The following is a 23,821-nucleotide window of genomic DNA, read 5'->3' as shown; positions in this document are numbered from 1 at the left end:
GCAGTAATGTATGAAGCTGACTGATACTAATTACTCGTGAATTTGACCAGAAATATCTTTTACTATTTGTGCGTGCAAGGGTAAACAAGAATGACATTGTTCATTCTTCATATGGTGATTTTAGCAAGAGGGATCCACCTGTTCCCATTCCGAACACAGAAGTTAAGCCTCTTTACGCCGATGGTACTTGGTTGGAGACGACCTGGGAGAGTAGGAAATCGCCAAATAAGAAGCCCGAGAGCAATCGCTCTCGGGTTTTGCTTTAGGTTAAAAAATTGGAGATAACATATGACACAAGTACTTGCCCATCGAGGGTATGCGAAGGCTTTTCCGGAAAATACCATGTTGGCCTTTAAGGAAGCTGCAAAATATCCCATTGCCGGCTTTGAATTGGATGTCCACTTGACCAAGGACGGGGTACCGGTCATTTGCCATGATGAGGACATTAAAAGGACTTCAAATGGTTCAGGCTTTATTAAAGACATGACATTGGCCGAGCTCAGAGGCTATCTTTTTACCAATGGGATGGTCCGAGAAGAGAGAACCAAGGAAGACCTCTTAATCCCCAAAATGGAAGACTTTCTGGCTTGGCTTCAAAAGGGATCACTGATCGTGAATATTGAGCTGAAGACGAATATTTTTCCCTATCCGGGGATTGAGAAAAAGCTGGTGGATATGGTCAGGGGATTTTCTCTGGAGAAACGGGTAATCTTTTCCTCCTTCAACCACCACTCCATCCAGCGGATCCAGGATATATGCGATATTCCCTGTGGTTTTCTGACCGATTCGGGTCTTTTACGCCCGGGCGCTTATTGCCGGGAAAGAAGCGTCCGCTTCTACCATCCCAACTACCGGACCTTGGAGGATGAGGATTTTGAAGATCTCATGGCTCATGGGATTGGCCTCAATCCCTATACTGTCGATGATGAAGAAGCCATGGTTTTCTTGAAGGAAAAAGGGGCGGACTATATTATCACCAATGATGTTGCTAAGGCTTGTCGGGTCCTTTCATTTCAGGATGCCTAATCTCTTATAAAAATCTAAGGGCTTCCCTTTAAGGGATTGCCCTCTTTTTTTGCCCTTTGTTAGAATAGAGGAAAGGAGGGATATGATGACAGAGACAATCAATAAAAAGACGAGGGCCCTGGAGGGGCTGAAAGTGTTGGATTTTACCACTCTTTTACCCGGTCCTTATGCCAGCATGGTCCTGGCTGATTTAGGAGCGGAAGTTCTTCATGTGATTGGTCCGGGTCGCTATGACCTGGTCACCCATTGGTCACCGGATCTTCCGGGTCAGGGGACCGGTGGGGTGGGGGCTTGGCTAGGAAGGAACAAGAAATCCCTTTTCCTCAACCTGAAGAAGGAGGGGGCTGTAGAGGTCGTCAAGAAGCTAATTGCCGACTACGATATTATCCTTGAACAGTTTCGCCCGGGCGTCATGGCTAAGTTGGGCCTGGCCTATGAGGACTTGGCTGGGGTGAATCCGGGGCTCATTTATTGTTCCATTACCGGCTATGGTCAAATCGGACCGAAAAAAGACCGGGCGGGCCACGACATCAACTACCTGGCCCAGTCGGGCATCGCGTCTTCTTCCGGTCGAAAGGAGGGAGGCCCTGCCCTATACAATTTCCAGATTGCCGACGTGGCTTCCGGGTCCATGAATGCCTTGGTAGGCATCCTGGCCGCTGTCATCCACCGGCAGAATACGGGGGAGGGCCAGTATATCGACATCGCCATGGCCGATGGCCTGGTCCCCTTCCTTTCCATGGATGGGGCGGCCTTTTTGGCGGGAGAAGGTCCGGTGGGACCGGAAGAAGGCTTACTCAATGGCGGAGGAATCTATGACTTCTATGAGACCAAGGACGGGGGGTATATGAGCGTGGGCTCCCTGGAGGGGAAGTTCTTCCGGGCCCTTTGCCGGGCCTTAGGCTATCCGGAGTGGGAGGATGGAAAAATATTGAAGGAGGATCCGGAAGGGGTCAAGGCGGCTTTTCGGGCGACCTTCCGGACCAAGTCCCGGGAGGAGTGGACGGCTATTTTCCGGGAGACCGATGCTTGTGTGGAAGCGGTCTTAACGATCGATGAGGTCATTAAGGATCCTCATTACCAGGAACGAGGGGTCTTTCCTCAGGTCCCCCTGGCCATTGGAGAGGGCCAAGTGACCCAGCTGGGCAACCCCATCCGGATGACCAAGACGCCGCCCGCCTATGTCCATGCGGGTTATCCGGAGGGTTACCATAGCCGGGAGGTTTTGAGCGCCTTAGGCCTTAGCAAAGATGAGATCGAGGAGTTATCCGGTAGGTAATAGGGATCTCTCATTCCTGAAGGTTTTTTAATAGAGGTCATTTCTTTTGTCGTTTTCAAAGGTAAAAGTCGAACGGACCTTATCTACCAAAGCAAGATCGATATCCACGGTTGCCGCCCCCGGGTCCTGGTCCATAACCAGGACTTCATCGGCCAGGGGATTGATGATGGAGGACCGGCCGCCTTTTTCCATGTCGGGGTCGTCTAGGCTTGGGGTGGTCATGTTGACGTTGGCGACAAAGATCTGGTTTTCCAGGGCTCTGGCCCTGAGGAGGAGGCGGAGGTGGTGGTGCCAGGCTCTGGGCCAGGAAGAGACCACGAAAAGAAGGCGAATGCCCCGCTCTCTTAGGATCCGGATCCAGGGGCCGAAATCCAGGTCATAGCAGATGATGAGGCCACAGAGGGTGCCGTCAATGGTGAAAAGACAGGGCTCGGAACCGGGCGTGAACTGGCGGGGCCCATCCGATGAGTAGAGATGGGCCTTGTCATATTGGACAAGTAAGTGGCCGTCCGGTCCAAAGACATAGGAGCGGTTGTAAAAATGCCCATCTTCTTTGACAGCACAGGAGCCGCCCACAATAGCTAAGCCGTGGGCCATGGCCTTTTCCTTGAGGAGGGCTCGGCTTTTTTTGCCGTCCACATCCGCATAGAGTTCAGGGTCGTCGGCACCCAGGGGGCGGTTCCAATACTCGGGCAGGACCATGATCCGGCTGCCTTGGTCGGCCGCCCGGTCTATGGCCATGGCGGCTCGCTCGTAGGGGTCGGTCACTTTATCTGAAGCCTGGACGGGGGAGAGCTGGACGAGGGTGATTTTCATAGAGCCTCCTAATCCAGGTATTCCCGGGTGACGCGGCCGGAAACGGAGGTCAGGATCTCATAGGAGATGGTATAGACCGTATCGGCCAGCTCCAGGGGAGTGACCGGGGAATCCAGGGGCCACTCAGCAGGGTCATGACCCATGAGGTAGGCCTCCTCACCCACGGAGAGGGGGTCCTGACCCCTTGCTTGGAGTTCCTCCTCCAAGCGGGTCACGTCCACCATCATCTGGTCCATGCAGACTGCCCCGACCTGGGGACAGCGGCGGCCGCGGATGAGGACGTCCGCTCGGTTGGTCAGGCTCCGGGCATAGCCGTCGGCATAGCCCACCTGGAGGGTGGCAATCCGAGAGGGGGCCGGGGCCCTCCACTTATGGTTATAGGAGACGGGCGTTCCGGGGGCGATGGTCTTAACGTTGGTAATGATGGTCTTCCAGGCCACCACCTCCTCCAGGTCGATGGGGTAGAGGTCCCGGATGGTCCGGGAGGGGAATTCCCCATAGAGGGAGATCCCCAGGCGGACTCCGTCCAGGACGTATTTGGGGTCCCGGATCAGGGCGGCATCGTTAGCGATATGGCGGATGGGAACCCGGATCCCGGCTTGGTCCATTTCACCCAATACGGCCAGAAAGCGGTTGAATTGCCGGTCGGTAAAGGCGGGATCCTCCTCATCGGCTGAGGCGAAGTGGCTGAAGGCCCCTTCCAAAACGAGATGGTCCAGATCGGCCATGGCCCGGATTTTTTCCATCCGGTCCTCATCGTCCCAAAGGATCCCGATCCGGGAATGGCCCGTATCGATGGCCAGGTGGAAGGGGGCCCGGACCCCTTGCTTTTCCGCCTCCCGGTTGAAGGCCCTGGCGGAATCCAGGTCGTAGAGGGTGGGGCGGATTCCATGGTCCACATAGTAGGCCATCCACTCCTCGGGAAGGTAACCCAGGGAGAGGATGGGCTTTTGGATGCCGGCCTCCACCAATTCTTTGGCTTCCTCGGGGAGGGCGACACAGAAGCCGTCCACCTCTCCTTCAATTTCCCGGGCCACCCGGACGGCGCCGAGACCGTAGGCATTGGCCTTGACGACCCCGAAGACCTTGGCGTCCGGATTTCCCTCTTCCTTCCGACTGTTGAGGGCCATGAGGTTATTTTTCAAAGCCCTGAGGTTGACCACAAGGCGGTTTCTCGTTGTCATCGTCATTCCTTTCTGAATTCCTTGCTTTTTCCAAGACAGAACATCATCTTATTTTACCACGGTGAAGTTTTTTTGGGGCTTGCCGTCCAAGTCGGGCCCGGATTTTTATTGATATTCAATAAAATATTCTTGATTATCAATAAGAGATCATCTATACTGGGAAAGAATTAGAAAGGGGACACCATGAAACGTTGGCGCATGATTACGATACAAGCCCTCTTGCTTGCCATCTGTCTATTTATTATTTATATTGCCCTAGGCCCGGTAGTGGACCTCTCTCACCGGATGGCCCTGGACAACCCCTCTTTGGCCGTCTTCCGCCCCTGGATCCTTTGCATGGCCTGGATCATCCTCATGGCCATGGCGGCCTCGGCCGGCATTCTTTTCTTGGCCTTCTTCCGGGTCTTTCGGAATAAAGAGAAACTCTATTCCTTTTTCATCTTTGTTTCTCTCAAGGGGGCGGCCAAGAGTTTGGAAGTGAGCCAAGTGACCCTGGGTCTCCTGGACCTCCTTCTTTTTATCGCCGGTGTCCGGTCCATGGTCCTCCTTTACCTCTTTATTGGCCTCCTTGTTTCTCTTCTGGTCAGCCAAGTCCTTCGTCTTTTTGCCGAGGTGGTCCGAGACGCCTCCGACATGAAGGATGACCTGGAACTGACGATCTGAGCTTAAGATGAGTATTAAAGTCAACCTAGACGTCATTATGGCCAAGCGGAAGATGACCCTGACGGAACTCTCGGAAAAGGTCGGGATCACCATGGCCAACCTGTCCATCCTAAAAACCGGAAAAGCCAAGGCCATCCGCTTTTCCACCCTGGAATCGATCTGTCAGAACCTGGATTGCCAACCGGGCGATATCCTGGTCTACGATCCTGACGATCCCCCTAGTTCTTAGACAGCGGGGTCCATCAATAGAAAAAGCAAAATCAATAAATGTAGGAGATAGCTCTTGGGCAGACCAAAATCCGGGGCTTATGGAAGGGATTGAGCATGGCACGAATTTATGAGGAAGTCCTCAAATTGGAAAATGAGAATCGGCCCATTCGCCTGGGCATTATCGGGGCGGGACAGATGGGCCAGGGCATGGTTGCCCAGCTATCGACGGTTCCCGGCATGGTCCTGACCGCCATCTGTGACCATAACCAGGACCGGATCGATAAGGCGGTAGAAAACTACAATAAGCTATCGGGGAAGGACCGGACTATAGTCCAGGACACCGACTTCCGGACCATCTGCCGGTCCCATGAGGTCGATGTCGTTGTGGATGCCACCGGAACCACGGAGGGTGGGGCAGAGATTGCCCAGGAATGCCTCCGGGAGGGCAAACACCTGGTCCTCCTCAACGTGGAGGTGGACGTCACCATCGGCCCCCTTATGCACAAGCTCTTTAACGAAGCCGGCCTCATCTACACGGGGTCCAATGGGGACGAGCCGGCGGAAACCTTCCAACTCTTTGAGTTTGCCAAGACCATGGGGATGGAGGTCCTGGTGGCCGGAAAGGGGAAGAACAATAAAATCGACTTCGGGGCCAATCCGGAGACCTGCAGGGAAGAGGCGGAGGCAAGGGGGATGAATCCCCGGATGCTGGCTTCCTTTAAGGATGGGACCAAGACCATGGCGGAAATGAACCTCCTGGCTAATGCCACCGGCTTCCTCCCGGATGTCCCCGGCATGCACGGGATTTCCGGGGGCGAAGAGGAAACTCTCAAGACCTTCCGGACCAAGGATGAGGGGGGGATCCTCAGCCGCTATGGGGTGGTGGATTATGTGGATGGTCTTGCCCCCGGAGTCTTCGTCATTGCCAAGCCCCAAAACGCCTGGGTCCGGGAGGAACTCAGCTATATGATGAAAAAAGACGGGGACCACTTCCTTTTTTACCGCCCCTTCCACCTGGGCTCCCTGGAAACCCCCATCACCATCGCCAAGGCCTTCCTCCAGGGCCAGATGGCCATCACCCCCCTCCCGGGTGGACCGGTGGCGGAAACAGTCTGCGTGGCCAAGAAGGACTTGGAAGCCGGTGAAGAACTGGACGGGATTGGTGGATTCTGCCTCCGGGGCCTCCTGGAGAGCCATAAGGACCTGGTTAAGGGGGACCATGTTCCCTTGGGTATCGTTGCCGGGCAGACCAAGATGGCCCGTCCGGTTAAGGCGGGCCAGGTCCTGACCAGGGAGGATGTGGACCTGGATACCACCACGACCATTTACAAACTCCGGGCCCAACAGGACGCTACTTTTGCCCGGGAATCGGGGGACATCAATGGCTAGGCCCCTGGTCACCGCCCTCATTGCCGGGGCCGGCCGGGCTCAGCGGATGGGGAAGGTCAACAAGATCATGGTGGACCTGGGCGGGATGCCTGTCATCGAGCGGACGGTCCGGGCTCTGGCCCAAACCGGTCGGATCCATCACCACATCCTCCTCTTACGTCCGGAGGACATGGGCCGGGTGGAAAGGGACATTCTTCCCCGCCTAAGGGAGGACTTTCCCGACCAGACCTTCACCCCGGTCCAGGGCGGTGAGGAGCGGACGGATACCATAAAAAAAGGCCTGGAGGCCTTGGATGAGGACACGGACCTGGTCCTGGTTCAAGACGGGGCCCGCCCCTTCATGGACCCGAGCTTGGTCGATCGGGGCCTGGACCGGATGGAGGCGGAAGACTTGGATGGTTGCATTGCTGCTGTTCCCGTCACCGACACCATCAAGCGGGTCAATGACCGGGGGGAGATTGTGGAGACCCCGGACCGGGCCCAGCTCTACCGGGCCCAGACCCCCCAGATCTTTCGGAAGGAAGCCCTCCTGGCTGCTTATAATAAGCCCCTCGAGGAGGGGGAAAGAGTCACCGACGATGCCCAGATGCTGGAGCGGATCGGGAGGAAAGTGGCCATCTACCCGGGCCATGGACAAAATTTCAAGCTGACCCGGCCGGAGGACCTGGCCTATGGTCGTTACCTGCTTATGGAGGATGTTGATGAGTAAGATGCGAGTGGGGACGGGCTATGACGTCCACCGGCTGGTGGAGGGGCGGAAGCTCGTCCTGGGGGGAATTGAGATTCCCTTTGAAAAAGGTCTCCTGGGCCATTCGGATGCGGACGTCCTGACCCACGCCATCATGGACGCCCTCTGCGGGGCCCTCTGCCTGGGGGATATCGGCAAGCTCTATCCGGACACGGACCCCAAGTACAAGGACATCTCTTCCCTCCTCCTTCTCCGGGGGATCATGGACCGGGTGGAAGACCGGGGTTACGCCATCGGGAATGTGGATGTGGTGGTTATGGCCCAGAGGCCCAAACTGGCCCCCCACATCGATGCCATGAGGGAGAAACTGGCCGAGGTCATGGATTGCAGGGTCGACCAGGTCTCTGTCAAGGCGACCACGACCGAGGGGCTGGGCTTTGTCGGCCGAGAAGAAGGGATGGCTGCCATGGCCAGCCTCCTTTTGTTATCAAAAGATGAGGAAAACTAAGAGGAAATGAGAGGACCAAGCCTGCCTTTGGGAGGGCTTGGTATTTTCTTTTCCGGATTTTGTATATAATAGAAGTGATACGGTTTTATAAGGAAGAAAGGAGCAGGAAGGTCATCCGAAGGGGCCTTCTGAACAAGAGATGAAGGAAGAAAGACGAGTTTTAAGCGCAGAATCCGTGACGGAGGGCCATCCTGACAAGGTCTGTGACCAAGTGGCGGATGCGATTTTAGATGAGACCCTGGCCCAGGACCCCAATGCACGCTGTGCCTGTGAGGTTTTGGCTACGAATGGAATCATTTTTATTACCGGGGAAATCACCACCACCGGCTATGTGGATTTCGATGCTGTGACCCGGAAGACCCTCAACCGGATCGGTTACGTTGATACCCGGTCGGGTTTTGATGGCAACCACTGTGCCGTCCTCTCTTCGATCCAGGAGCAGTCAAGCGATATTGCCCAGGGGGTTAACCAGTCCGAGGAATCCCGTGAAGGGGATTCGGATGCCAGGCTCCAGGCAGGGGCAGGGGACCAGGGGATCATGTTCGGCTACGCCTGCAAGGAGACGGAGAACTACATGCCCCTGACTACAGACCTGGCCCACAAGCTTTCCTACCGCCTGGCCCAGGTTCGGAAGGAGGGAATTGTTGACCACCTCCGTCCGGACGGGAAGACCCAGGTTTCCGTGGAATACATGAATGGCAAGCCCAACCGGGTCCGGTCCATCCTGATCTCCGCCCAGCATGACCCGGAAATCACCATGAAGGAGCTCAAGGAGGAGCTCTGGACCAAAGTGGTTGTCCCCACGATTGACCCCTCATTGCTGGATTCCGAGACCCGTTTCTTCGTCAATCCCACAGGCCGCTTTGAAAAAGGTGGGCCGGCCGCCGATTCGGGCCTGACCGGACGGAAGATCATCATCGATACCTATGGGGACCGGGCCCACCATGGCGGCGGAGCCTTCTCCGGGAAGGACCCCTCCAAGGTTGACCGGTCGGCCACCTACTTTGCCCGCTATGTGGCCAAGAACATGGTGGCTGCCGGCCTGGCGGATGAGGTGGAGATCGAGCTGGCTTACGCCATCGGCCGGGCCACCCCCTTCTCCATGGACGTCAATTCCTTCGGCAGCGGGAAATACAGCGACCAAGACCTAACGGCGATGATCCAGGAGGTCTTCGACTTCCGTCCGGCGGCCATTATCCAGACCCTGGACCTCCGTCGGCCCATCTATGGGAAGACGGCGGCCTACGGCCACTTCGGCCGCCAGGATGAGGACTTTCCCTGGGAGAGATTGGACCGTGTCCAAGACCTTCAGGAAGTGGCAAAAAAATACCAGGAACGCGTGTAAAACGAAGATAAGGGAGCCAAACGATGGCATATTTACGGAAAAACATGGCAATTGACTTGGGGACGACCTCCGTTCTCTGCTTCACCCGGTCCCAGGGCGTGGTTTTGAATGAGCCCTCTGTGGTTGCCTTTGATAGCTTCTCCAATGAGATTGTGGCTGTCGGTGCAGAGGCCAAGAGGATGCTGGGCAAGACCCCCGGAAACATCATCGCCCGACGGCCCCTCAAGGACGGGGTCATTGCGGACTACCCCTCCACGGCCAAGATGTTGGATTACTTCATCCATAAGGCCATGGGCCGGTCCCTCCTGAGCCCGGATGTGGTCATCTGTGTTCCGTCCGAGGCCACTCAGGTTCAGAAGCGGGCAGTGGTCCAGGCGGCTAAGGCTGCCGGGGTCCATTCGGTTTACCTCATCGAAGAGGCCCTGGCTGCGGCCATCGGCTCCGGCGTGGACATCTCCGAGCCCGGTGGCCACATGATCGTCGATATCGGTGGAGGGACTACGGACATTGCCGTCATCTCCCTGGGGGGAATTGTGGTCTCCCGGTCCATCCGGGTGGCCGGCAACGCCTTTGACCAGGCCATCCTCCGCTACATCCGTGACCACTACAACCTCATCATCGGCGACAGCTCAGCCGAGGAGCTCAAGATCCAGCTGGGCTCCGGCGCTTCCGATGGGATGGAGGAGACCATGGAAGTTAAAGGCCGGAGCCTGGATGATGGCCTGCCCAAGTCCATCTATATCTCCTCCACCGAGATGGCGGAGGCCCTCAGGCCCTCCCTCATGACCATTGTCGATGCCGTCCACGACCTCCTCTCCAACACCCCGCCCGAGCTTGCCGCCGACCTTTACGACCGAGGCATCCTCCTCACCGGCGGTGGTTCCCTGATCAAGGGCCTGGACCGCCTCCTCCATGACCGGATTTCCATCGACCTCCACCACCCCGACCACGCCCTCACGGCCGTTGTCCGGGGAACCGGGTCCTCCCTCAACTGGCTAAAGAAGTGGAATCCCTCCGATGAACTCTTTTCCGAATCCACCCGCCAGCAGATCATCCAACGGGAGGAGCTGAGGAGAAGGTAGGGGAGGGGGGCTGCAGGGCCCGCTGTGGCTGGGCGAGGGCCCTTGAAGCGCCGTCCGCGGCGGTAGGGCGAGGGCCCGCTGTGGCTGACGGCTGATGGTCGCTTATCCCCCTCATCTGGACAAATAGCCATTTAAGGGGGAATCATTTTTCCCCCTCATCTGTCGGAATCAGAGGAAAAGGGGGCCAAGCGGAGCCCCCTCATCTGGCAAAACCGGGGGAAAAGGGGGCCATTGGAAGCCCCCTTAACTGACGAAATCATGGAAAAAGGGGGCCAAGCGAAGCCCCCTCATCTGCCAAATTGTCCATTTAAGGGGGAGTCGTTTGTCCCCCTCATCTGCCAAATTGGCCATTTAAGGGGGAATCATTTGTCCCCCTTATCTGTGAAAATGGCCATTTGAGGGGGAATCGCTTGTCCCCCTCATCTTTGAAAATCCCCGTTTAAGGGGGAATCGTCTGTCCCCCTTATCCGCCAAAATGGCCATTTAAGGGGGAATTCGACACCCCCTTTTTCTTGGTGGGTCTTGTCAATCTTTCGCCCTTATGGTATATTTATTTCTCACGGGGCGTGGCGCAGTCCGGTAGCGCGCTTGCTTTGGGAGCAAGATGTCGGAGGTTCAAATCCTTTCGCCCCGATGATAAAGAAACGGCTTGAAAGCAAGGCTTTCAGGCCGTTTCTGTTATTTTATGTTTGGCCTGAAAAATCTTTTTGGTGCCAATTTTGGAGCCAATTTTTTTCTATTTTATGAACGAAGTAATAAGCATTCGACCATATCGCGCAAAATGTTTTTAATTTTACTCAAAAAGAGAGTAATAACCATCTGTGTGAGTTATAATAACTATATAATTAGAGAGGTGATTATTATGAAATATTATGAAAAGCTACTGGAATTAGGTTGCTTCAGTAAAAATGATTTGGAACATGTAACTGGTAGTGAGGCGGCTGCAAAATGGATTTGTCGGGAGTATCAAAAGAAAGGCTATATTGAGCAAGTAAAGAGGAATTTATACGTCGCTATTAGTTTGGAAACCCGTCAACCCATTGCTAACCGTTATGTCATTGCCTCTCATATCAGTGAAGATGCCACTGTTTCTTATCACAGTGCTTTTGAATTCTATGGTTATAGTAATCAGGTCTTTTATGAGACATTGGTGACAAGTGATAGCCGATTCCGGAGTTTTGAATATGATGGTATTACATACCAACGAGTTGCTCCACGGATTACTGGTGGAGTGACAAGGAGAAACCAGGTTCGCGTTACGACGCTTGAGCGAACAGTGATTGATTCTATTAATATGTTCAACAAGATTGGTGGACTGGAAGAGTTTCTGCGCTGTCTAGTACTGATTCCCATGCTTGATGAGAAAGCACTCATGTCCTATCTGACAGAATATAACAATGGATTTCTTTATCAAAAGACAGGCTATATTCTATCGGTCTTTGCACATGACCTTGGTCTCTCTAAGAGCTTTTTTACCATGTGTAAATCTCACCTCCCAGGAGGAAAATCCTATTTATTTAGAGAAGGCCAAGACTTTGTCTTACATAGGGAATGGAAATTATATGCACCAAAGAACCTAATCCAAATGATAGATAAAGGGGTGGTAGATTATGATGCAATTTGACAGAATGACCTTGGGAAAGGAGGCTCGCAGGCTTGGCTTTGTCATGTATTAACGCTCACGAAGAGAGCGGTTGAACTGATGTGGCTAGATCAGGAGCTTCGTGTTTTATGTGTTCATCCAATAGAAATTTATGGGTCCAAAATTGTTGCACTTCTTAATCGAGCAGCCCCACGCGACCTTTACGATATTTATAAAATGGTAGAGTATGAACTGTTTGATGAGTCGAAGGAATCCATGCTAAAAAAGTGTGTCATGTTTTATAGTGCTATTGGTTCGGACCGTGTTCCTGATCATTTTGATTTTAAGCAGATCGCTTCTGTGTCTCAACAGCGTGTTAAAACTGACTTGATTCCTGTACTACGTCGTGGCACTTGGTTTGATGCACAGCAGGCGTATGAGAAGGTTATTGTCTATCTTCAGGAACTATTGACACCGGATGGAAAAGAGCTTTCTTTCTGGACTTCATTTCGTCAGCAACAGTATCGTCCGGAGTTGCTTTTTCATGACAAAGAGATACTCCTGCGTATCGAACAGCACCCAATGGCACTTTGGAAATGCAGGGGAAAACTTGATGGCTAGATAAAAATAATGTAGGGATCTTATCAGTCTGAGCATTTTGAATTCTATTTCAATTAACCATCTCTTTCCATTATTCCCCCGCCCTCATCCACAAAAGACTCACACATCTTGCTCAGATATGTGATAATACTAGTGATAGTTGAGCCCTTTTTATTCCTGTCCGCTATTATCGACGTTAGGGATGGGGGTGTTTTGGCGGAAGAGTGAGGATGGGATATGAGAAAAGTAGCAAAATTTATTGTCAAGCATTATCGGCCGATCTTCATTGCTTTTCTTGTGGCAGTTTTGCTTTGTGGTTTTTTGGCGGGTCAGGTGAAGACGAATTATTCTTTGGCCAAATACCTGCCCAAGGAGGCGGCGTCATCGAGGGCCTTGGAGGTGATGGACGGGGAGTTCCATGAGTCGGTACCCAATCTGCGGATGGTCATGGAAGGCGTATCCCTGCCTCAGGCCGCCGGCATAAAGGAAGACCTGGGCGGACTGGATGAGGTTTCCCGAGTCATGTGGTTGGATACCTATGTGTCTTTGAACCAGCCTCTGGACTTGGTGGATCCGACCCTCTTGGACCAATATTACCAACCGAATGCGGATGGAAAGACGGGGACGGCCCTCCTCCAGGTGACGGTAGAGACAAAGAATGCCAAGGATAGCCTGGCCAAGATCAAGGATTTGGCCAACGCCAAGGGGATCCAGGCCTATTATGATGGGGACCTGGTAGACCAGACCATGAGCCAGGAGGCGACTTCCTCGGAGGTCCTCCTAATCACCTCATTGATGATCCCGCTAGGCGTCCTCATCCTCCTCTTTTCCACCCAGTCCTGGCTGGATCCCTTCCTCCTCCTGCTGACCTTGGCCGTAGCCATCGTCCTCAACCTGGGGACCAACATCTTCTTCGGCGAAGTGTCCTTCATCACCATGGCGGTGACCTCCATCCTCCAGCTGGCGGTCTCCATGGACTACGTCCTTTTCCTCCTCCACGCCTGGGCGCGGAATAAGGAAGCCGGGATGGACCGGGACCAAGCCCTGGTGGAAGCCATCTGCGAATCGTCCTCCTCCATCGTTTCTTCGGCCCTGACCACGGTCTTCGGCTTCCTGGCCCTCATCTTCATGCGCTACCGCCTGGGCATGGACCTGGGCCTAGTTTTAGCTAAGGGGGTGGCCTTCTCCCTTTTCTGCGTCATCTTCTTCCTCCCCACCCTCCTCATTCTTTTCGGAAAGTGGGAAGAAAAACTGAGCCATCGGTCCTTTCTGCCCAGCTTTAAGGGACTATCGACCTTTGTCTATAAAAAGCGCTTCATCCTCATCCTCCTGGTCATTTTGGTTCCGGTGGCCTTCCTGGCCTCCCGGTCCAACCGATTCACCTATGGGATGGGGGGATTCCCTGAGAATTCACAGATACAAAAGGATGCGGACTTTATCAACTCAAAATTTAAGCCCAATACCCAAATCGTCCTCTTGGTTCCCAAGGGGGATATGGGGCGGGAAAGAGGCCTGGTGAATGACCTTCAAGACCTCCCCATGGTAACCTCCATCCTTTCCTATACGGAGATGGTAGGGGAGGGGATCCCTGTGGAAGTTCTCCCGGGCCAGGCGATCAAAGAGCTCATGAGCGAGAATTATGACCGGATCATCGTCAACACCACCTCCCCCAAGGAGGGGGAAGAGGCCTTCGCCCTGGTCGACCAAGTCCGTTCCCTGGCGAATGAGGCTTATGGGGACCAGGCTCATATCCTGGGCCATTCAGTCACCCTCAAGGACATGAAGGACATCATCCAGGAGGACAACCGTCTGGTTAACCTCCTGGCCATCCTCTCCATCGCCATGGTCATTGCCATCAACTTTAAGTCCCTCATCCTCCCCATTCTCCTGGTCCTGACCATCGAGCTCTCCATCTGGATCAACCTCTCCTTCCCCTACTTTACCAACACCGAGCTCACCTTCATCGGCTACCTCATCATCTCGTCTATCCAGTTGGGGGCCACGGTGGACTACGCCATCCTTTACACCAACCACTACCTCCACTTCCGGGAGGACATGCCTAAGGATCAGGCCCTGGTTCAGTCCGGCATGAAGACCTATGGGTCCATCATCCCGCCCGCCTTCATCCTGGCCCTGGCCGGTTTCCTCCTCTATAAGTTCTCTTCTTTGGAGGTGGTCTCAGAGATCGGAACAGTTTTGGGACGGGGCGCCCTCCTCTCCCTCTTTATGGTCATCTTCCTCCTTCCGGCCCTCCTCTATTTCTTCGATGGGTTGGTGGAAAAGGCCACCCGGGGCATCCACTTCTTCCCCGGGAAGGGCCTAGCGGACATAAAGGAGGCGGGTCATGGACCGGAAATCAAGGAATAATGACGGCGGTAAATACGCTTTTTTTGAAAGGAGTCTGGGCATGAAATTGACAAAGCGCTTCCTGGCGGTTCTTTTGGCCATGGTCCTGGTTGGGGGCTCCCTGCCGGTCATGGCTGCCTCAGAGACGGCGAAAAACACCCCCAAGGACGAGGTGGTTTATGTCTCCATGGACAATAGGGGCAAGACCAAGTCGGTCCATGTGGTCAACGCTTTCCGTCCGGAGGAAGATACGACAATCTTGGATTACGGGAATTATGAGAGCCTGGTCAACCTGACCAACGACCAGGAGATCAGCCGGCAGGGGGATAAGATCCGGGTCCCCGTCAAGGCCGGTCAATTCTTCTACCAGGGGAATGCACCAAAGGAGGAACTTCCCTGGCTCCTTTCTTTAGAATACAAGCTGGATGGGAAGACCCTGGAGCCCAAGGAACTAGCCGGGCAGAAGGGGGAGGTGGAATTGCTGGGGAAGGTCCGCCCCAACCACAAGGCCAAGGCTGCCTATACGGACTATTATATGGCCCAGCTGACCCTCAGCTTTGACACCAACAAGGTGGAGGTCCTGGATGGGGGCAAGGCCCAGGTCGCCTACCAAGGGTCCAAGCAGTCCCTGACTTTCCTGGCCCTTCCCGGCGAGGATCTGGATTTTACCGTTAAACTAAAGGCCCGTGACTTTGCCATGGAGGCCATCACCATGGCCGGTATCCCCTTTTCCATGGATGTGGATTTGCCGGATACGGAGGAAGTCTTCTCCGGCCTAAGCAAGCTGGAGACCGGCATCCGTGACCTTGATACCGGGACAAAGACCCTGGCCTCCCAGGGCGGAGCCCTTAGCCAAGGGACAAAAGACCTCTATGCCGGGATGGAAGCCCTTCGGACAGGGGCAAGCAAGGCTGCCGAAGGGCAAAATACCATTATCCAGGGACAGACCCGGCTCCAGGAGGGCCTGAGCCAGTATGCCGGAGCGATCGGTAGCCTGGTCGACCAGGTGGAAGCCCTTGGGGGTAACCTGGGTGACCTAACCCAGGGTGTAGGTAAGCTGGAGGAAGGATCAAAGGAATTGGAAGAGGGCATGACCGCCTTCAGCCAGGGCCTATCCGCCTATACCGGGGGGGTGGGTCAGCTGGCCCGGGGTCAGGATGAATTCACCCAGGGATTGGGCGCCCTCGTCGACCAATCCTCTGCCCTGAAGAAGGGCGGGGAGGACCTCCTCCAGGCTTCACAGAGCATGGTGGATGCTTTATCCAACCCGCTTCCGGAAGGACAACCCTCCCTGGATCCGGCCAAGCTTGCCGGTCTCAAGCAGGACTTTCAGGTCCTGGCCCAGGGACTCCAGTCCCTCCAAGACCAAGTGAAGAAAATGGACCCCACGCCCATGATAGACCAGATGAAAACCCTGGGACAAGGGCTGGTCAAGCTGGAATCCTCCCTCAACCAAGAGACCCTAATCAGCCAGCTGGGCCTGGGCCAGGAAGACCTGGCCAATCCTGCGGTTCAAAAGCTTCTGGGAACCCTGGGCCAGGTCCAAAGTCAAGTCGGGGGAATCAACCAATCCTTGGGCCAAGGCCTGGCGGACTACCAGGAAAAGATCCAGGAATCCCAAAAGGACATGGAGGACCTGAAGGCCAACCTCTCCTCCATGGAGGAATCTATGGGCCAGGTTCAGGCCCTTTTAGAGGATGAAAACCTGGAGAAAATGCTTGCAGCCATGGGGAAGATGGGCGAATTCAACCAGGGCCTCCGGTCCTTCCATGAGGGGCTGAGCCAGTATGTGGGGGGAAATCATGCCCTCCTTGATGCCCTGGTTGACCAGGTCTATCCGGGCGCCCAGGACATTCAAACAGGCCTGGGTCAGCTGAACCAGGAGGGCGGGAAGCTGGTGTCCGGCTTTGGCCAAATTAAAGACGGCCAGGACCAACTCATCGGTGGAATCAAGAAGTTTGCCTCAGCCGGGTCGGGCCTGGACCTCAGCCAGATGGGCCGGATCCAAGAGCTCAAGGCCGGAATTGACACCATCCTGGTCAACCATAACCGGCTCCTGGGCGGCCAAAAGGAACTGGCAGCGGGACTGGAGACTCTTTCCGGCGGCCTGGGATCCGCCCTGGAGGGGATGGCCGGCTATCAGGAGGGTTTGGCCCGCTATCTGGGCGGGATCGACCAGCTTGCCGGCGGAACCGGTCAGATGGCCCAGGAAACCGGCGGAATGGCGCAAGAGGCCCAGGACCGGATGGATGAGGCCTTAGGAAAGTTCACCCAGGAAGGCTTCCATGCCGAATCCTTCACCTCCGAGAAGAACACCCAGCTGGGCCTGGTTCAGTTTGTCTACATGTCGGATGGCATTCAAAAAGAAGAAGAGGTCACCCCGGCCCCGGTCCAGGAAGAAAAATCCCTTTGGGATAAGTTCCTCGACCTCTTCCGCTAATTGGCAGAAAGGAAGTGCTCATGGACCCCATTGACCAAGACCGGACCCCCCGGATTCCGGAGGGCCAAGGGGAGGGACGGCCCATCCTTTGGGTGGTCATCCCCTGCTACAACGAGGAAGAGGTCCTCCCTCTGACGGCTCCGCTCTTTCGAGACCAGGTTCGGTCTATGGTGGAGGCCGGAAAAATCTCATCCCGATCCCGGATCCTTTTTGTGAATGACGGGTCCAAGGACAGGACCTGGGAAATCATCAAGGAACTGGCCGAAGAGGATGAGGTATTCATCGGCATGAGCCAGTCTCGCAACCGAGGCCACCAAAACGCCGTCCTGGCCGGCCTCATGGAGGCCAAGGGCAAGGTGGACATCACCATCTCCATTGACTGCGATGGCCAGGACGACATCACGGCTATGGATGCCATGGTGGACAAGTACCTGGCCGGTGTGGAGGTGGTCTATGGCGTCCGGTCGGACCGAGCCAGCGACTCCTTCTTCAAGCGCTTCTCCGCTGAATCCTTTTATAAGCTCCTGGCTTCCATGGGGGTGGAGGCGGTATACAACCACGCGGACTACCGGCTCATCTCCGACCGGGTCCTCCAGGAGTTTGCCGACTTCAAGGAAGTCAATCTTTTTCTCCGGGGGATGATCCCCCTGGTGGGCTTTCCCTCTGACAAGGTCTTCTACAAGCGGGAGGAGCGGATGGCTGGGGAGTCCCACTACCCTCTGTCCAAGATGTTGGGCCTGGCCTTCAACGGGATCACCTCCCTTTCTGTCCAGCCCATCCGCTGGATCACCATCCTGGGTTTTATCATGTCCTTTTTCGGCTTCCTGGCCTGCCTCTGGGCCTTTTTCAAGGGCCTTTCCGGTTCCACCGTATCCGGCTGGGCTTCCGTCATCTGCATCCTCTCTTTCCTGGCCGGCATCCAACTCTTTTCCCTGGGGGTCATCGGGACCTACATTGGAAAGATCTATCTGGAGTCCAAGCACCGTCCTCGCTACATCATCTCCGAGCGGACCTGGATCCCGAAAGAGCGAAAGTATAAGGGCTAAATTTTGATGGAAGGCCATTCCTGTGGTATAATTTTAAAGTCACTAATTCTATCCGGTGACTTTTCGGGGTGTAGCGCAGCTCGGTAGCGCGCCTGCTTCGGGAGCAGGAGGCCGAAGGTTCGAATCCTTTCACTCCGATAAAGCAGAAACGGCTTGAAATCAATGATTTCAGGCCGTTTTTATTTTTTATGACTGGCCTGAAAAATCTTTTTGGGGCCAATCTTTTTCTAAATTATTTCGGCCATCATTAGTGCCGCCTCTTCTTTCATGGTAGGAGTAATACCCACGTAATAAGACAGAGTTGTCGCTATGTCGGCGTGGCCCATGAGATACTGGAGGATTTTGGCCCCCATACCTTTTTCTGCCATCTTGGTGGCGAAGGTGTGCCGGAAGTCGTAAAGGGAAAAGCGGACCGGGGGAGTGATGACGGAAAGTTTTTTCAGGTGATTATGCCCGCCCCTTTTATAGACCGTAGTAGCCTTTAGGCATCTCTTAAAGCACGACTCCACAGACTTCATGTATGGGGCTCCACCGCCGGAAGGAAAGAGCAAGCCTTTTTTGGTCTGAAAAAGAGTCATTCTTCTTTGCTCATAAAGCAGACTAGCCATCTCTGGTGTAAGCGGGATATCTCGTCTTGCGGTACTTGGCTTTAGGTCTGAAAACTCCTGCCTTGTGATTGCCCGGCGGATATGGAGAGTTCCCCCTTCCAGGTCCTTGGCCTGAATCCCCAGCCCCTCGGAAGGTCTGAGACCAGTAGTCGCTAAAAGCCTGAAATAGACTCTATACTTTGTCCGGTCGGATGCCTCCAAAAAGCGGGCCAGGTCCTCATCCTTGATCACCCTATCCCTTTTTGTGGTCTTTTTCTCTTTGACCTTGTAAACCAGGCCCAGGGTAGGTGATACCACTGCAAGCCCAAGTGACCTCTCCGCCCAAGCATATGGGGCAGAGACACACATCCGGATTTTCTTGATCACAGAAGAGGATAGTCCTGCTTTATCGGCCCGGGCCATCATTTGATAGACATCTTTTTTTCTTGACTTCTTCAAGCCTTCTTCTTCCGATCCAGGGCTTCACGTGCTTTTTATATACACCCTCCATGACGATATAGTAGGATTTTGAACAGGACACCTCCACATAGGAGGTAAGCCATAGATAAAAGAGGCCGTCAAAGTCTTTATCAAAGCTTTCCCCCTCCACTTTCTTGTCTAAATCATCACAGCGGATAGAAAAATCCTTGCGTAACTCTCCTGCTCGGCTAGCGATCTCTACCATTTTTCCTGATTTAACCGTTATCCGGTAGCGATATCGGCCGTCAGGTTTCTTCCGTATGGGATTTTTGGGCATAAAAAACCTCCTTAAATAAGGAGGCTATGATATACTAATTGTGTAGTTGATGGCATATCATAGCCTCAGCATGATCCCTTCCGGACGGCCATTCGGAGGGGATTTTTTTATTGTTATTCATCCCCTTCGATCTCAAGGCTTCTAGGAGACTCAAGCTGAAAATCTTTTGCATTTTTGCTGGTTACTACTGGTCGGCCTGTTTTAGCCTCAATTTCCTTGCGTGTATTCCCGGCTATCCGTCCACCCTCTTTCGCAACTTTTTTATTCTCTTCATAGCCCTGTGGGTTCTTTGCTCGGGTGAGTTCGGTGGTTGTCGCTTCCGCTACCATGTTTAGGGCCAATTCTAGGGTGGACATGTTATCTCTCAGATTCTCTTTTTTCAGGTTCTTAAGATCTTTATAATCTCTAGTGGTCATGCCGGCCCATTCTAACGTTAAAGCATCAGTGAGGCTGGCATACTCCCAACCCTGTTTTACTCCATGAGCCTTCCATTCATCCGTTAACTCATTTCTAGCACGTATGGTCATCATACGCTGCTGAATCCATTTTTCGTCATAACCTTTCTTGCGATAGGTGCTTCTGGCTCTTTCAATGGCGAGTTCCGGATCTATCGTCTCGTCAATTCTTTCCTTACCAACCTTAGCCAACCACACCTTAAATGGTTCAGCTTTTGGGGATGGGATAGATTGGATAATACGAAAAATGCCCTGCATATCGGCAACATCGGTATTGTATTTTTTCCCATCGGAAGATTCCAGTTTCAGTTGTCGACAAATTGTCGACAACTCACTTTTCTCTTCCTCTGTCATTCTTTTTTTTACTCTATACCAATAATCTCGAGGATTATTACTTTCGGTCAATACCCCTATGACATCGACAACGCTAAAAAACCATTCTTCTTTGTCTCGATCCCATATAGACCGGACACCTTTACCTTCAAATAATTTAATTTGATTTAGATCCATACACGACCTCTTTCTATCCGCTATAGGGAGGACTATGGTATAATAAAAAGGTAGTGGGGCGTGTACCACAGCCTTGGAATTATCCCCTTCGGACGGCCATCCGGAGGGGATTTTTTTGTCCTATTTTTCTGACATCGGAAAAAATCAAAATTTCAACATTTTTCAGCGTTTCAGCTTATTTACAAGCCTAGTTTTTCAATGAGAGCTTCCTGTAGGGTTTGGGAGAAGTTGATGTTCTTTTCTTCGGCAAGACGGTTCATCCAAACTGGGAGAGTAACGTTCTTTCTCGTGGACTTTGATTCTTGAGAAGGGTTCACTTCCGTACCAATTAAGGCAACAAAGCTATTTTTATCCACTGAAAGTTTTGTTGGATTAGAAGGGGGATTGGGGACTTCTTCATCCATTAACATGGATAGTAGATGTAGTTCCAATGCCTTCTGCGCATCATCCACAATATCGTTAATCGTTTCCCCCTGTGCATTACAACCCTCCAGGTCAGGAAATTCCCCCCAGTAACCATCCTCATTATGAATGATCAACGGATAATTAAATCTCATACTTCTTCTCCTTTTATATCAGTTCATCGAGCCACACGGCCCTATTTCAGGCCGTGCTTTTCTATGATTCGTTTTACTAGATGTGGATTCATTTCCTTGTGGTGAACTGCGATAGTTTCTCTCTTTCCATCTTTCTTCAGGTGGTAGTGGCTTCCTCTAGTTCGCTGAACGGTCCATCCATTTTTTATGAGTAGTTTTAGCAGTTCATGGTCTTTCATTTCCCACCTCCTGATTTCAGCATATACACATATACGTATAAAGTCAAGAGAAAAAGAAAGGAATTTTGTTTTTATAATTCCTCCAGAAAAAATAAATCCTTAGTTTCAGCCGTTCCCGTATCGTGGGAGACTTACTTCCAAGGATTGAAATAATATAACGCTAAACGCTTTGTTTAGCTTAGGTATGTAATTTCAATCCATTGGAAGTGGTTCAAGTACTAGATATGGTGCCGAGTTTATTAGCTATACAAACTATCCCCGTTGGCGGAAGCGCGTTGCCTGCTTGGAGTTTACCCGGTGGCCTACAGCGATGATGGCATCTAGATTGTAGAACGACGTTGGGTATTTCTTTCCATCGGAGGCAGTTGTCAAAATTTCTTTGACAACTGAATCTTGATCCAACACATTCTCTATAAAATTATTATTCAGATGGTAACTGATGGATTGTTTTGTCACATCAAAAAGTTGTGCCATCATCTTTTGTGTCAGCCAGAACGTTTCATCCTAGAACATGACATCAACAACGACGTTTCGATCATCGTCTTGATATAAAACAATCTTGTCATTCATTGCTAGCCTCCCTAATCTCTTTCTGCTTCCGCTTTCAGCTCCTTATAGAGCCTATAGAGGCTTTCATCATCCCGGTCCTCGTAATTTTGCCCATCAAAGGCCGCCATCCGGACGTGGTCTCTGAGCCAGATCAGGATCTCCTCACGGGAGGGGCGTTCTTCGCCGGCTTCACGCTCATCGGTCATAATGTATAAGGAGGAGGACAGGAAGCCCTCCGCATTGGGCTTCATCACTCGGGTGGGGGAGATTAAGGTAAAGTTCTCATCTTTGAATAGAATTTGCTTATTTTCATATCCAATTCGTTCCGGAAGAACTGCAGTCTTAGTTGTTTTACCAAGCAAATAATCGATGTCAACATTAAAGATATCCGATAAATCTTGGAGTACGTATGTACTGGGAACTCTGTTATTTGATTCGTACATTGAAACGGCACTCCGTGAAAGATTTAGGATTTCCACCAATCTTGTCTGACACATCCCCTCATGCTCTCTAAATAGCTTTATAATATCCCCGGTTTTCATTCGCACTCCCCCGCCCGAGGCTTTCTGATAATCCTTCCCACATATCAAGTACAGAGGGGCTCGATCCTATCATTATTCGGAGGAAGAAGCTCTACCAGAAGTATTGGGATAAGGTTGCTGAGGGGCAGAAAATAATTCTTGAGATAGAAGCATTTCTGGAAGGGGTCAAGGATCCGGAGACTAGAACAATTATCCGGATAAAGTATATTGACGGACTGACATGGGAAGAAGTCGGTGATGTCGTTCATATGCACCGGACAACCTGCTACAGAAAAGTCCTAAACGAGATAGAAAGAGAAAGACCCGGTGAATGATCAGCCGGGCCTTGCAGAGACAGTCTATTCACCGCTGATCTCTTTTTCCCTCTCTGAAATGAGAGTCTTCAATTCTTCCAGGTCCTCCATCGTAGCGTGTGAGCGGATAAAAAGCCGAGCAGTTCTCCGGTAATTATCCACTCTCGTCTTTTCCTTGTTCCTCTCCCGATAGGCCTTTATGGCTTTCTTCTGGGCTTCTGATACTTTCGTCATTGCTTACGGTCCTTTCTTAATCCGAGAACAACAGCTAAAGTGGCCAGGGATGCTATGCATTGTACGAGACTTAAAACAAGCTGAAGTTTATCCATTGCTTCCTCCTTTGTGGTATAGTGACAGTAGACAGGGACTCCCCCGAAGGGGAGGAGGGCTAATGCCCTCCCTTTTGGTTCTTGTGCATTTTGATCGTTACAATCATCGTGATAACACTTGCTACGGTGCTGATGATTGTAGCGATCATTGTTATTTCTGCAACCATTCTCATCACCTCCTTTCTAATTATATTATAGAGTATACGCTATATACTGTCAAGCTTTTTCTACAGAAAATACTATTATTTTTAGTGAAATAGTGAGTTTGCACAAAATGCACACTCAAACCATGGTATAGTGTAGGTGAGGAGGACCGGAGAAATCCGGGGCCTCCTTTTTGCTTGGGATAAAAGGCTTTAAGGGGCCATTAAAAAAGCCCGGTTTCTTTCAGGCCGGGCACCTCCTTTTCCGCCCCTCCTTTTTCCAGGCAAAACGTGTGGAAGTCGACAAGGGCTTCCGCCACCTTAGGACCCCGCTTTCATAACTGCCGGGGAAGGGATGAGCCACTCTTCCTCAGTGGAGAGACGGGGGAAGGAGATGACTCCCATGGTATTCAGGCCAGACAAGTCCGGGCCACACCGGACCGTGTTTGAAAGTAACAAACAAAAAATTCTTAAGACGCAAAGTGTTTGCGGGATATGCGGACGGCCTGTGGATAAGTCTTTGAAGTATCCGGATCCGATGTCCGCTTGTATCGACCACATCATTCCGGTCAACAAGGGAGGCCACAGACACATCACTGCCACTATCCATCGACTGGATTAGGTACAAGGCAAGGGACGTTAAGAGATAGGGGGGGGATACCCACCTCCCCTGGCCT

Annotated in this window: 25 protein-coding genes, 2 tRNA genes, 1 rRNA gene and 1 pseudogene; 19 read left to right on the top strand and 10 right to left on the bottom strand. The window is 52.6% G+C overall.

The features are described 5' to 3' along the window. Window positions 1–110: 110 nt before the first annotated feature. The 3 genes from rrf (at window position 111) to HGKM_RS08060 (ending at window position 2,305) form a co-directional block, all read left to right on the top strand. Window positions 111–227, top strand: a 5S ribosomal RNA gene (rrf, locus tag HGKM_RS08070). A 61-nt stretch (window positions 228–288) separates the two neighbouring features. Further along, complete coding sequence (locus HGKM_RS08065) at window positions 289–1,026, top strand: glycerophosphodiester phosphodiesterase (RefSeq protein ID WP_034579912.1); 738 nt, start codon at window positions 289–291, stop codon at window positions 1,024–1,026. Window positions 1,027–1,111: 85 nt separating this feature from the next. Then, a complete protein-coding gene (locus HGKM_RS08060) occupies window positions 1,112–2,305 on the top strand; it encodes a CaiB/BaiF CoA transferase family protein (protein ID WP_034580026.1) in 1,194 nt (397 codons plus the stop codon). A gap of 27 nt (window positions 2,306–2,332) precedes the next feature. On the opposite strand, the gene HGKM_RS08055 is transcribed toward HGKM_RS08060, so the two are convergent. After that, a complete protein-coding gene (locus tag HGKM_RS08055) occupies window positions 2,333–3,121 on the bottom strand; it encodes a nitrilase-related carbon-nitrogen hydrolase (RefSeq protein ID WP_019134843.1) in 789 nt (262 codons plus the stop codon). 8 nt (window positions 3,122–3,129) lie between these two features. Then, on the bottom strand, window positions 3,130–4,305 hold the full coding sequence (gene alr, locus HGKM_RS08050; RefSeq protein ID WP_019134842.1) for an alanine racemase: 1,176 nt from the start codon (window positions 4,303–4,305) through the stop codon (window positions 3,130–3,132). Window positions 4,306–4,488: 183 nt separating this feature from the next. Between alr and HGKM_RS08045 the strand changes: the two genes are divergently transcribed. The 14 genes from HGKM_RS08045 (at window position 4,489) to HGKM_RS07980 (ending at window position 18,342) form a co-directional block, all read left to right on the top strand. Beyond that, window positions 4,489–4,968 (top strand): hypothetical protein, encoded by a 480-nt coding sequence (locus tag HGKM_RS08045; RefSeq protein ID WP_154645952.1) that lies wholly within the window; start codon window positions 4,489–4,491, stop codon window positions 4,966–4,968. A 7-nt stretch (window positions 4,969–4,975) separates the two neighbouring features. Further along, the gene (locus tag HGKM_RS08040) at window positions 4,976–5,197 is read left to right on the top strand and encodes a helix-turn-helix domain-containing protein (protein ID WP_019134840.1); all 222 of its coding nucleotides are present in this window, start codon (window positions 4,976–4,978) and stop codon (window positions 5,195–5,197) included. 95 nt (window positions 5,198–5,292) lie between these two features. Then, a complete protein-coding gene (locus HGKM_RS08035) occupies window positions 5,293–6,567 on the top strand; it encodes an NAD(P)H-dependent oxidoreductase (RefSeq protein ID WP_019134839.1) in 1,275 nt (424 codons plus the stop codon). After that, complete coding sequence (gene ispD, locus HGKM_RS08030) at window positions 6,560–7,276, top strand: 2-C-methyl-D-erythritol 4-phosphate cytidylyltransferase (RefSeq protein WP_019134838.1); 717 nt, start codon at window positions 6,560–6,562, stop codon at window positions 7,274–7,276. Before HGKM_RS08035 ends, ispD begins: the two co-directional genes overlap by 8 nt. Then, window positions 7,269–7,763 (top strand): 2-C-methyl-D-erythritol 2,4-cyclodiphosphate synthase, encoded by a 495-nt coding sequence (gene ispF / locus HGKM_RS08025; protein WP_019134837.1) that lies wholly within the window; start codon window positions 7,269–7,271, stop codon window positions 7,761–7,763. The genes ispD and ispF overlap by 8 nt, the downstream gene beginning before the upstream one ends. A gap of 139 nt (window positions 7,764–7,902) precedes the next feature. Further along, window positions 7,903–9,108 carry a methionine adenosyltransferase gene (metK, locus tag HGKM_RS08020; protein ID WP_019134836.1) on the top strand — a complete coding sequence of 402 codons (1,206 nt, stop codon included), beginning with the start codon at window positions 7,903–7,905 and terminating at the stop codon, window positions 9,106–9,108. A 23-nt stretch (window positions 9,109–9,131) separates the two neighbouring features. Continuing rightward, window positions 9,132–10,190, top strand: coding sequence for a rod shape-determining protein (mreB, locus tag HGKM_RS08015; protein ID WP_019134835.1), 1,059 nt, complete (start codon window positions 9,132–9,134; stop codon window positions 10,188–10,190). Window positions 10,191–10,750: 560 nt separating this feature from the next. Next, window positions 10,751–10,824: transfer RNA gene (locus HGKM_RS08010), tRNA-Pro, on the top strand. A gap of 15 nt (window positions 10,825–10,839) precedes the next feature. Continuing rightward, complete coding sequence (locus HGKM_RS08005; protein ID WP_245550634.1) at window positions 10,840–11,814, top strand: type IV toxin-antitoxin system AbiEi family antitoxin domain-containing protein; 975 nt, start codon at window positions 10,840–10,842, stop codon at window positions 11,812–11,814. A gap of 78 nt (window positions 11,815–11,892) precedes the next feature. Beyond that, a complete protein-coding gene (locus HGKM_RS08000; protein WP_019134833.1) occupies window positions 11,893–12,393 on the top strand; it encodes a nucleotidyl transferase AbiEii/AbiGii toxin family protein in 501 nt (166 codons plus the stop codon). A 216-nt stretch (window positions 12,394–12,609) separates the two neighbouring features. Next, complete coding sequence (locus HGKM_RS07995) at window positions 12,610–14,739, top strand: efflux RND transporter permease subunit (protein WP_019134832.1); 2,130 nt, start codon at window positions 12,610–12,612, stop codon at window positions 14,737–14,739. Continuing rightward, the gene (locus HGKM_RS07990; RefSeq protein ID WP_019134831.1) at window positions 14,717–17,158 is read left to right on the top strand and encodes a hypothetical protein; all 2,442 of its coding nucleotides are present in this window, start codon (window positions 14,717–14,719) and stop codon (window positions 17,156–17,158) included. The genes HGKM_RS07995 and HGKM_RS07990 overlap by 23 nt, the downstream gene beginning before the upstream one ends. A gap of 20 nt (window positions 17,159–17,178) precedes the next feature. After that, entirely contained in the window at window positions 17,179–18,204 is a 1,026-nt protein-coding gene (locus HGKM_RS07985) for a glycosyltransferase family 2 protein (RefSeq protein ID WP_019134830.1), read from the top strand. Window positions 18,205–18,268: 64 nt separating this feature from the next. Further along, window positions 18,269–18,342: transfer RNA gene (locus HGKM_RS07980), tRNA-Pro, on the top strand. 89 nt (window positions 18,343–18,431) lie between these two features. On the opposite strand, the gene HGKM_RS07975 is transcribed toward HGKM_RS07980, so the two are convergent. The 7 genes from HGKM_RS07975 to HGKM_RS08660 form a co-directional block, all read right to left on the bottom strand. Further along, a complete protein-coding gene (locus HGKM_RS07975) occupies window positions 18,432–19,178 on the bottom strand; it encodes a tyrosine-type recombinase/integrase (RefSeq protein ID WP_172634705.1) in 747 nt (248 codons plus the stop codon). 19 nt (window positions 19,179–19,197) lie between these two features. Beyond that, entirely contained in the window at window positions 19,198–19,548 is a 351-nt protein-coding gene (locus tag HGKM_RS07970) for a hypothetical protein (RefSeq protein WP_019134828.1), read from the bottom strand. A 113-nt stretch (window positions 19,549–19,661) separates the two neighbouring features. Beyond that, entirely contained in the window at window positions 19,662–20,513 is an 852-nt protein-coding gene (locus tag HGKM_RS07965; RefSeq protein WP_019134827.1) for a BRO-N domain-containing protein, read from the bottom strand. Between the two features lie 179 nt (window positions 20,514–20,692). Next, complete coding sequence (locus tag HGKM_RS07960; protein ID WP_019134826.1) at window positions 20,693–21,070, bottom strand: type II toxin-antitoxin system HicB family antitoxin; 378 nt, start codon at window positions 21,068–21,070, stop codon at window positions 20,693–20,695. Between the two features lie 41 nt (window positions 21,071–21,111). Beyond that, the gene (locus HGKM_RS07955) at window positions 21,112–21,288 is read right to left on the bottom strand and encodes a type II toxin-antitoxin system HicA family toxin (RefSeq protein ID WP_019134825.1); all 177 of its coding nucleotides are present in this window, start codon (window positions 21,286–21,288) and stop codon (window positions 21,112–21,114) included. A gap of 252 nt (window positions 21,289–21,540) precedes the next feature. After that, window positions 21,541–21,762, bottom strand: coding sequence for a RhuM family protein (gene rhuM / locus HGKM_RS07950; RefSeq protein ID WP_245550636.1), 222 nt, complete (start codon window positions 21,760–21,762; stop codon window positions 21,541–21,543). A 107-nt stretch (window positions 21,763–21,869) separates the two neighbouring features. Next, on the bottom strand, window positions 21,870–22,379 hold the full coding sequence (locus HGKM_RS08660; protein ID WP_019134823.1) for a helix-turn-helix domain-containing protein: 510 nt from the start codon (window positions 22,377–22,379) through the stop codon (window positions 21,870–21,872). 41 nt (window positions 22,380–22,420) lie between these two features. Between HGKM_RS08660 and HGKM_RS09250 the strand changes: the two genes are divergently transcribed. Beyond that, on the top strand, window positions 22,421–22,693 hold the full coding sequence (locus HGKM_RS09250; RefSeq protein WP_081585211.1) for a DUF1492 domain-containing protein: 273 nt from the start codon (window positions 22,421–22,423) through the stop codon (window positions 22,691–22,693). A 24-nt stretch (window positions 22,694–22,717) separates the two neighbouring features. Here the strand turns inward: HGKM_RS09250 and HGKM_RS07940 are convergent, their stop codons facing one another. After that, a complete protein-coding gene (locus HGKM_RS07940) occupies window positions 22,718–22,906 on the bottom strand; it encodes a hypothetical protein (protein WP_019134822.1) in 189 nt (62 codons plus the stop codon). Window positions 22,907–23,547: 641 nt separating this feature from the next. Between HGKM_RS07940 and HGKM_RS09245 the strand changes: the two are divergent. Further along, window positions 23,548–23,730: pseudogene (locus HGKM_RS09245) on the top strand (HNH endonuclease); the annotation flags it as partial. Window positions 23,731–23,821: the final 91 nt, after the last annotated feature.

Source organism: Kallipyga massiliensis ph2 (assembly GCF_000311985.1).
GTDB classification, from domain to species: domain Bacteria; phylum Bacillota; class Clostridia; order Tissierellales; family Peptoniphilaceae; genus Kallipyga; species Kallipyga massiliensis.
This window is presented reverse-complemented; position numbering and strand designations above follow the sequence as displayed.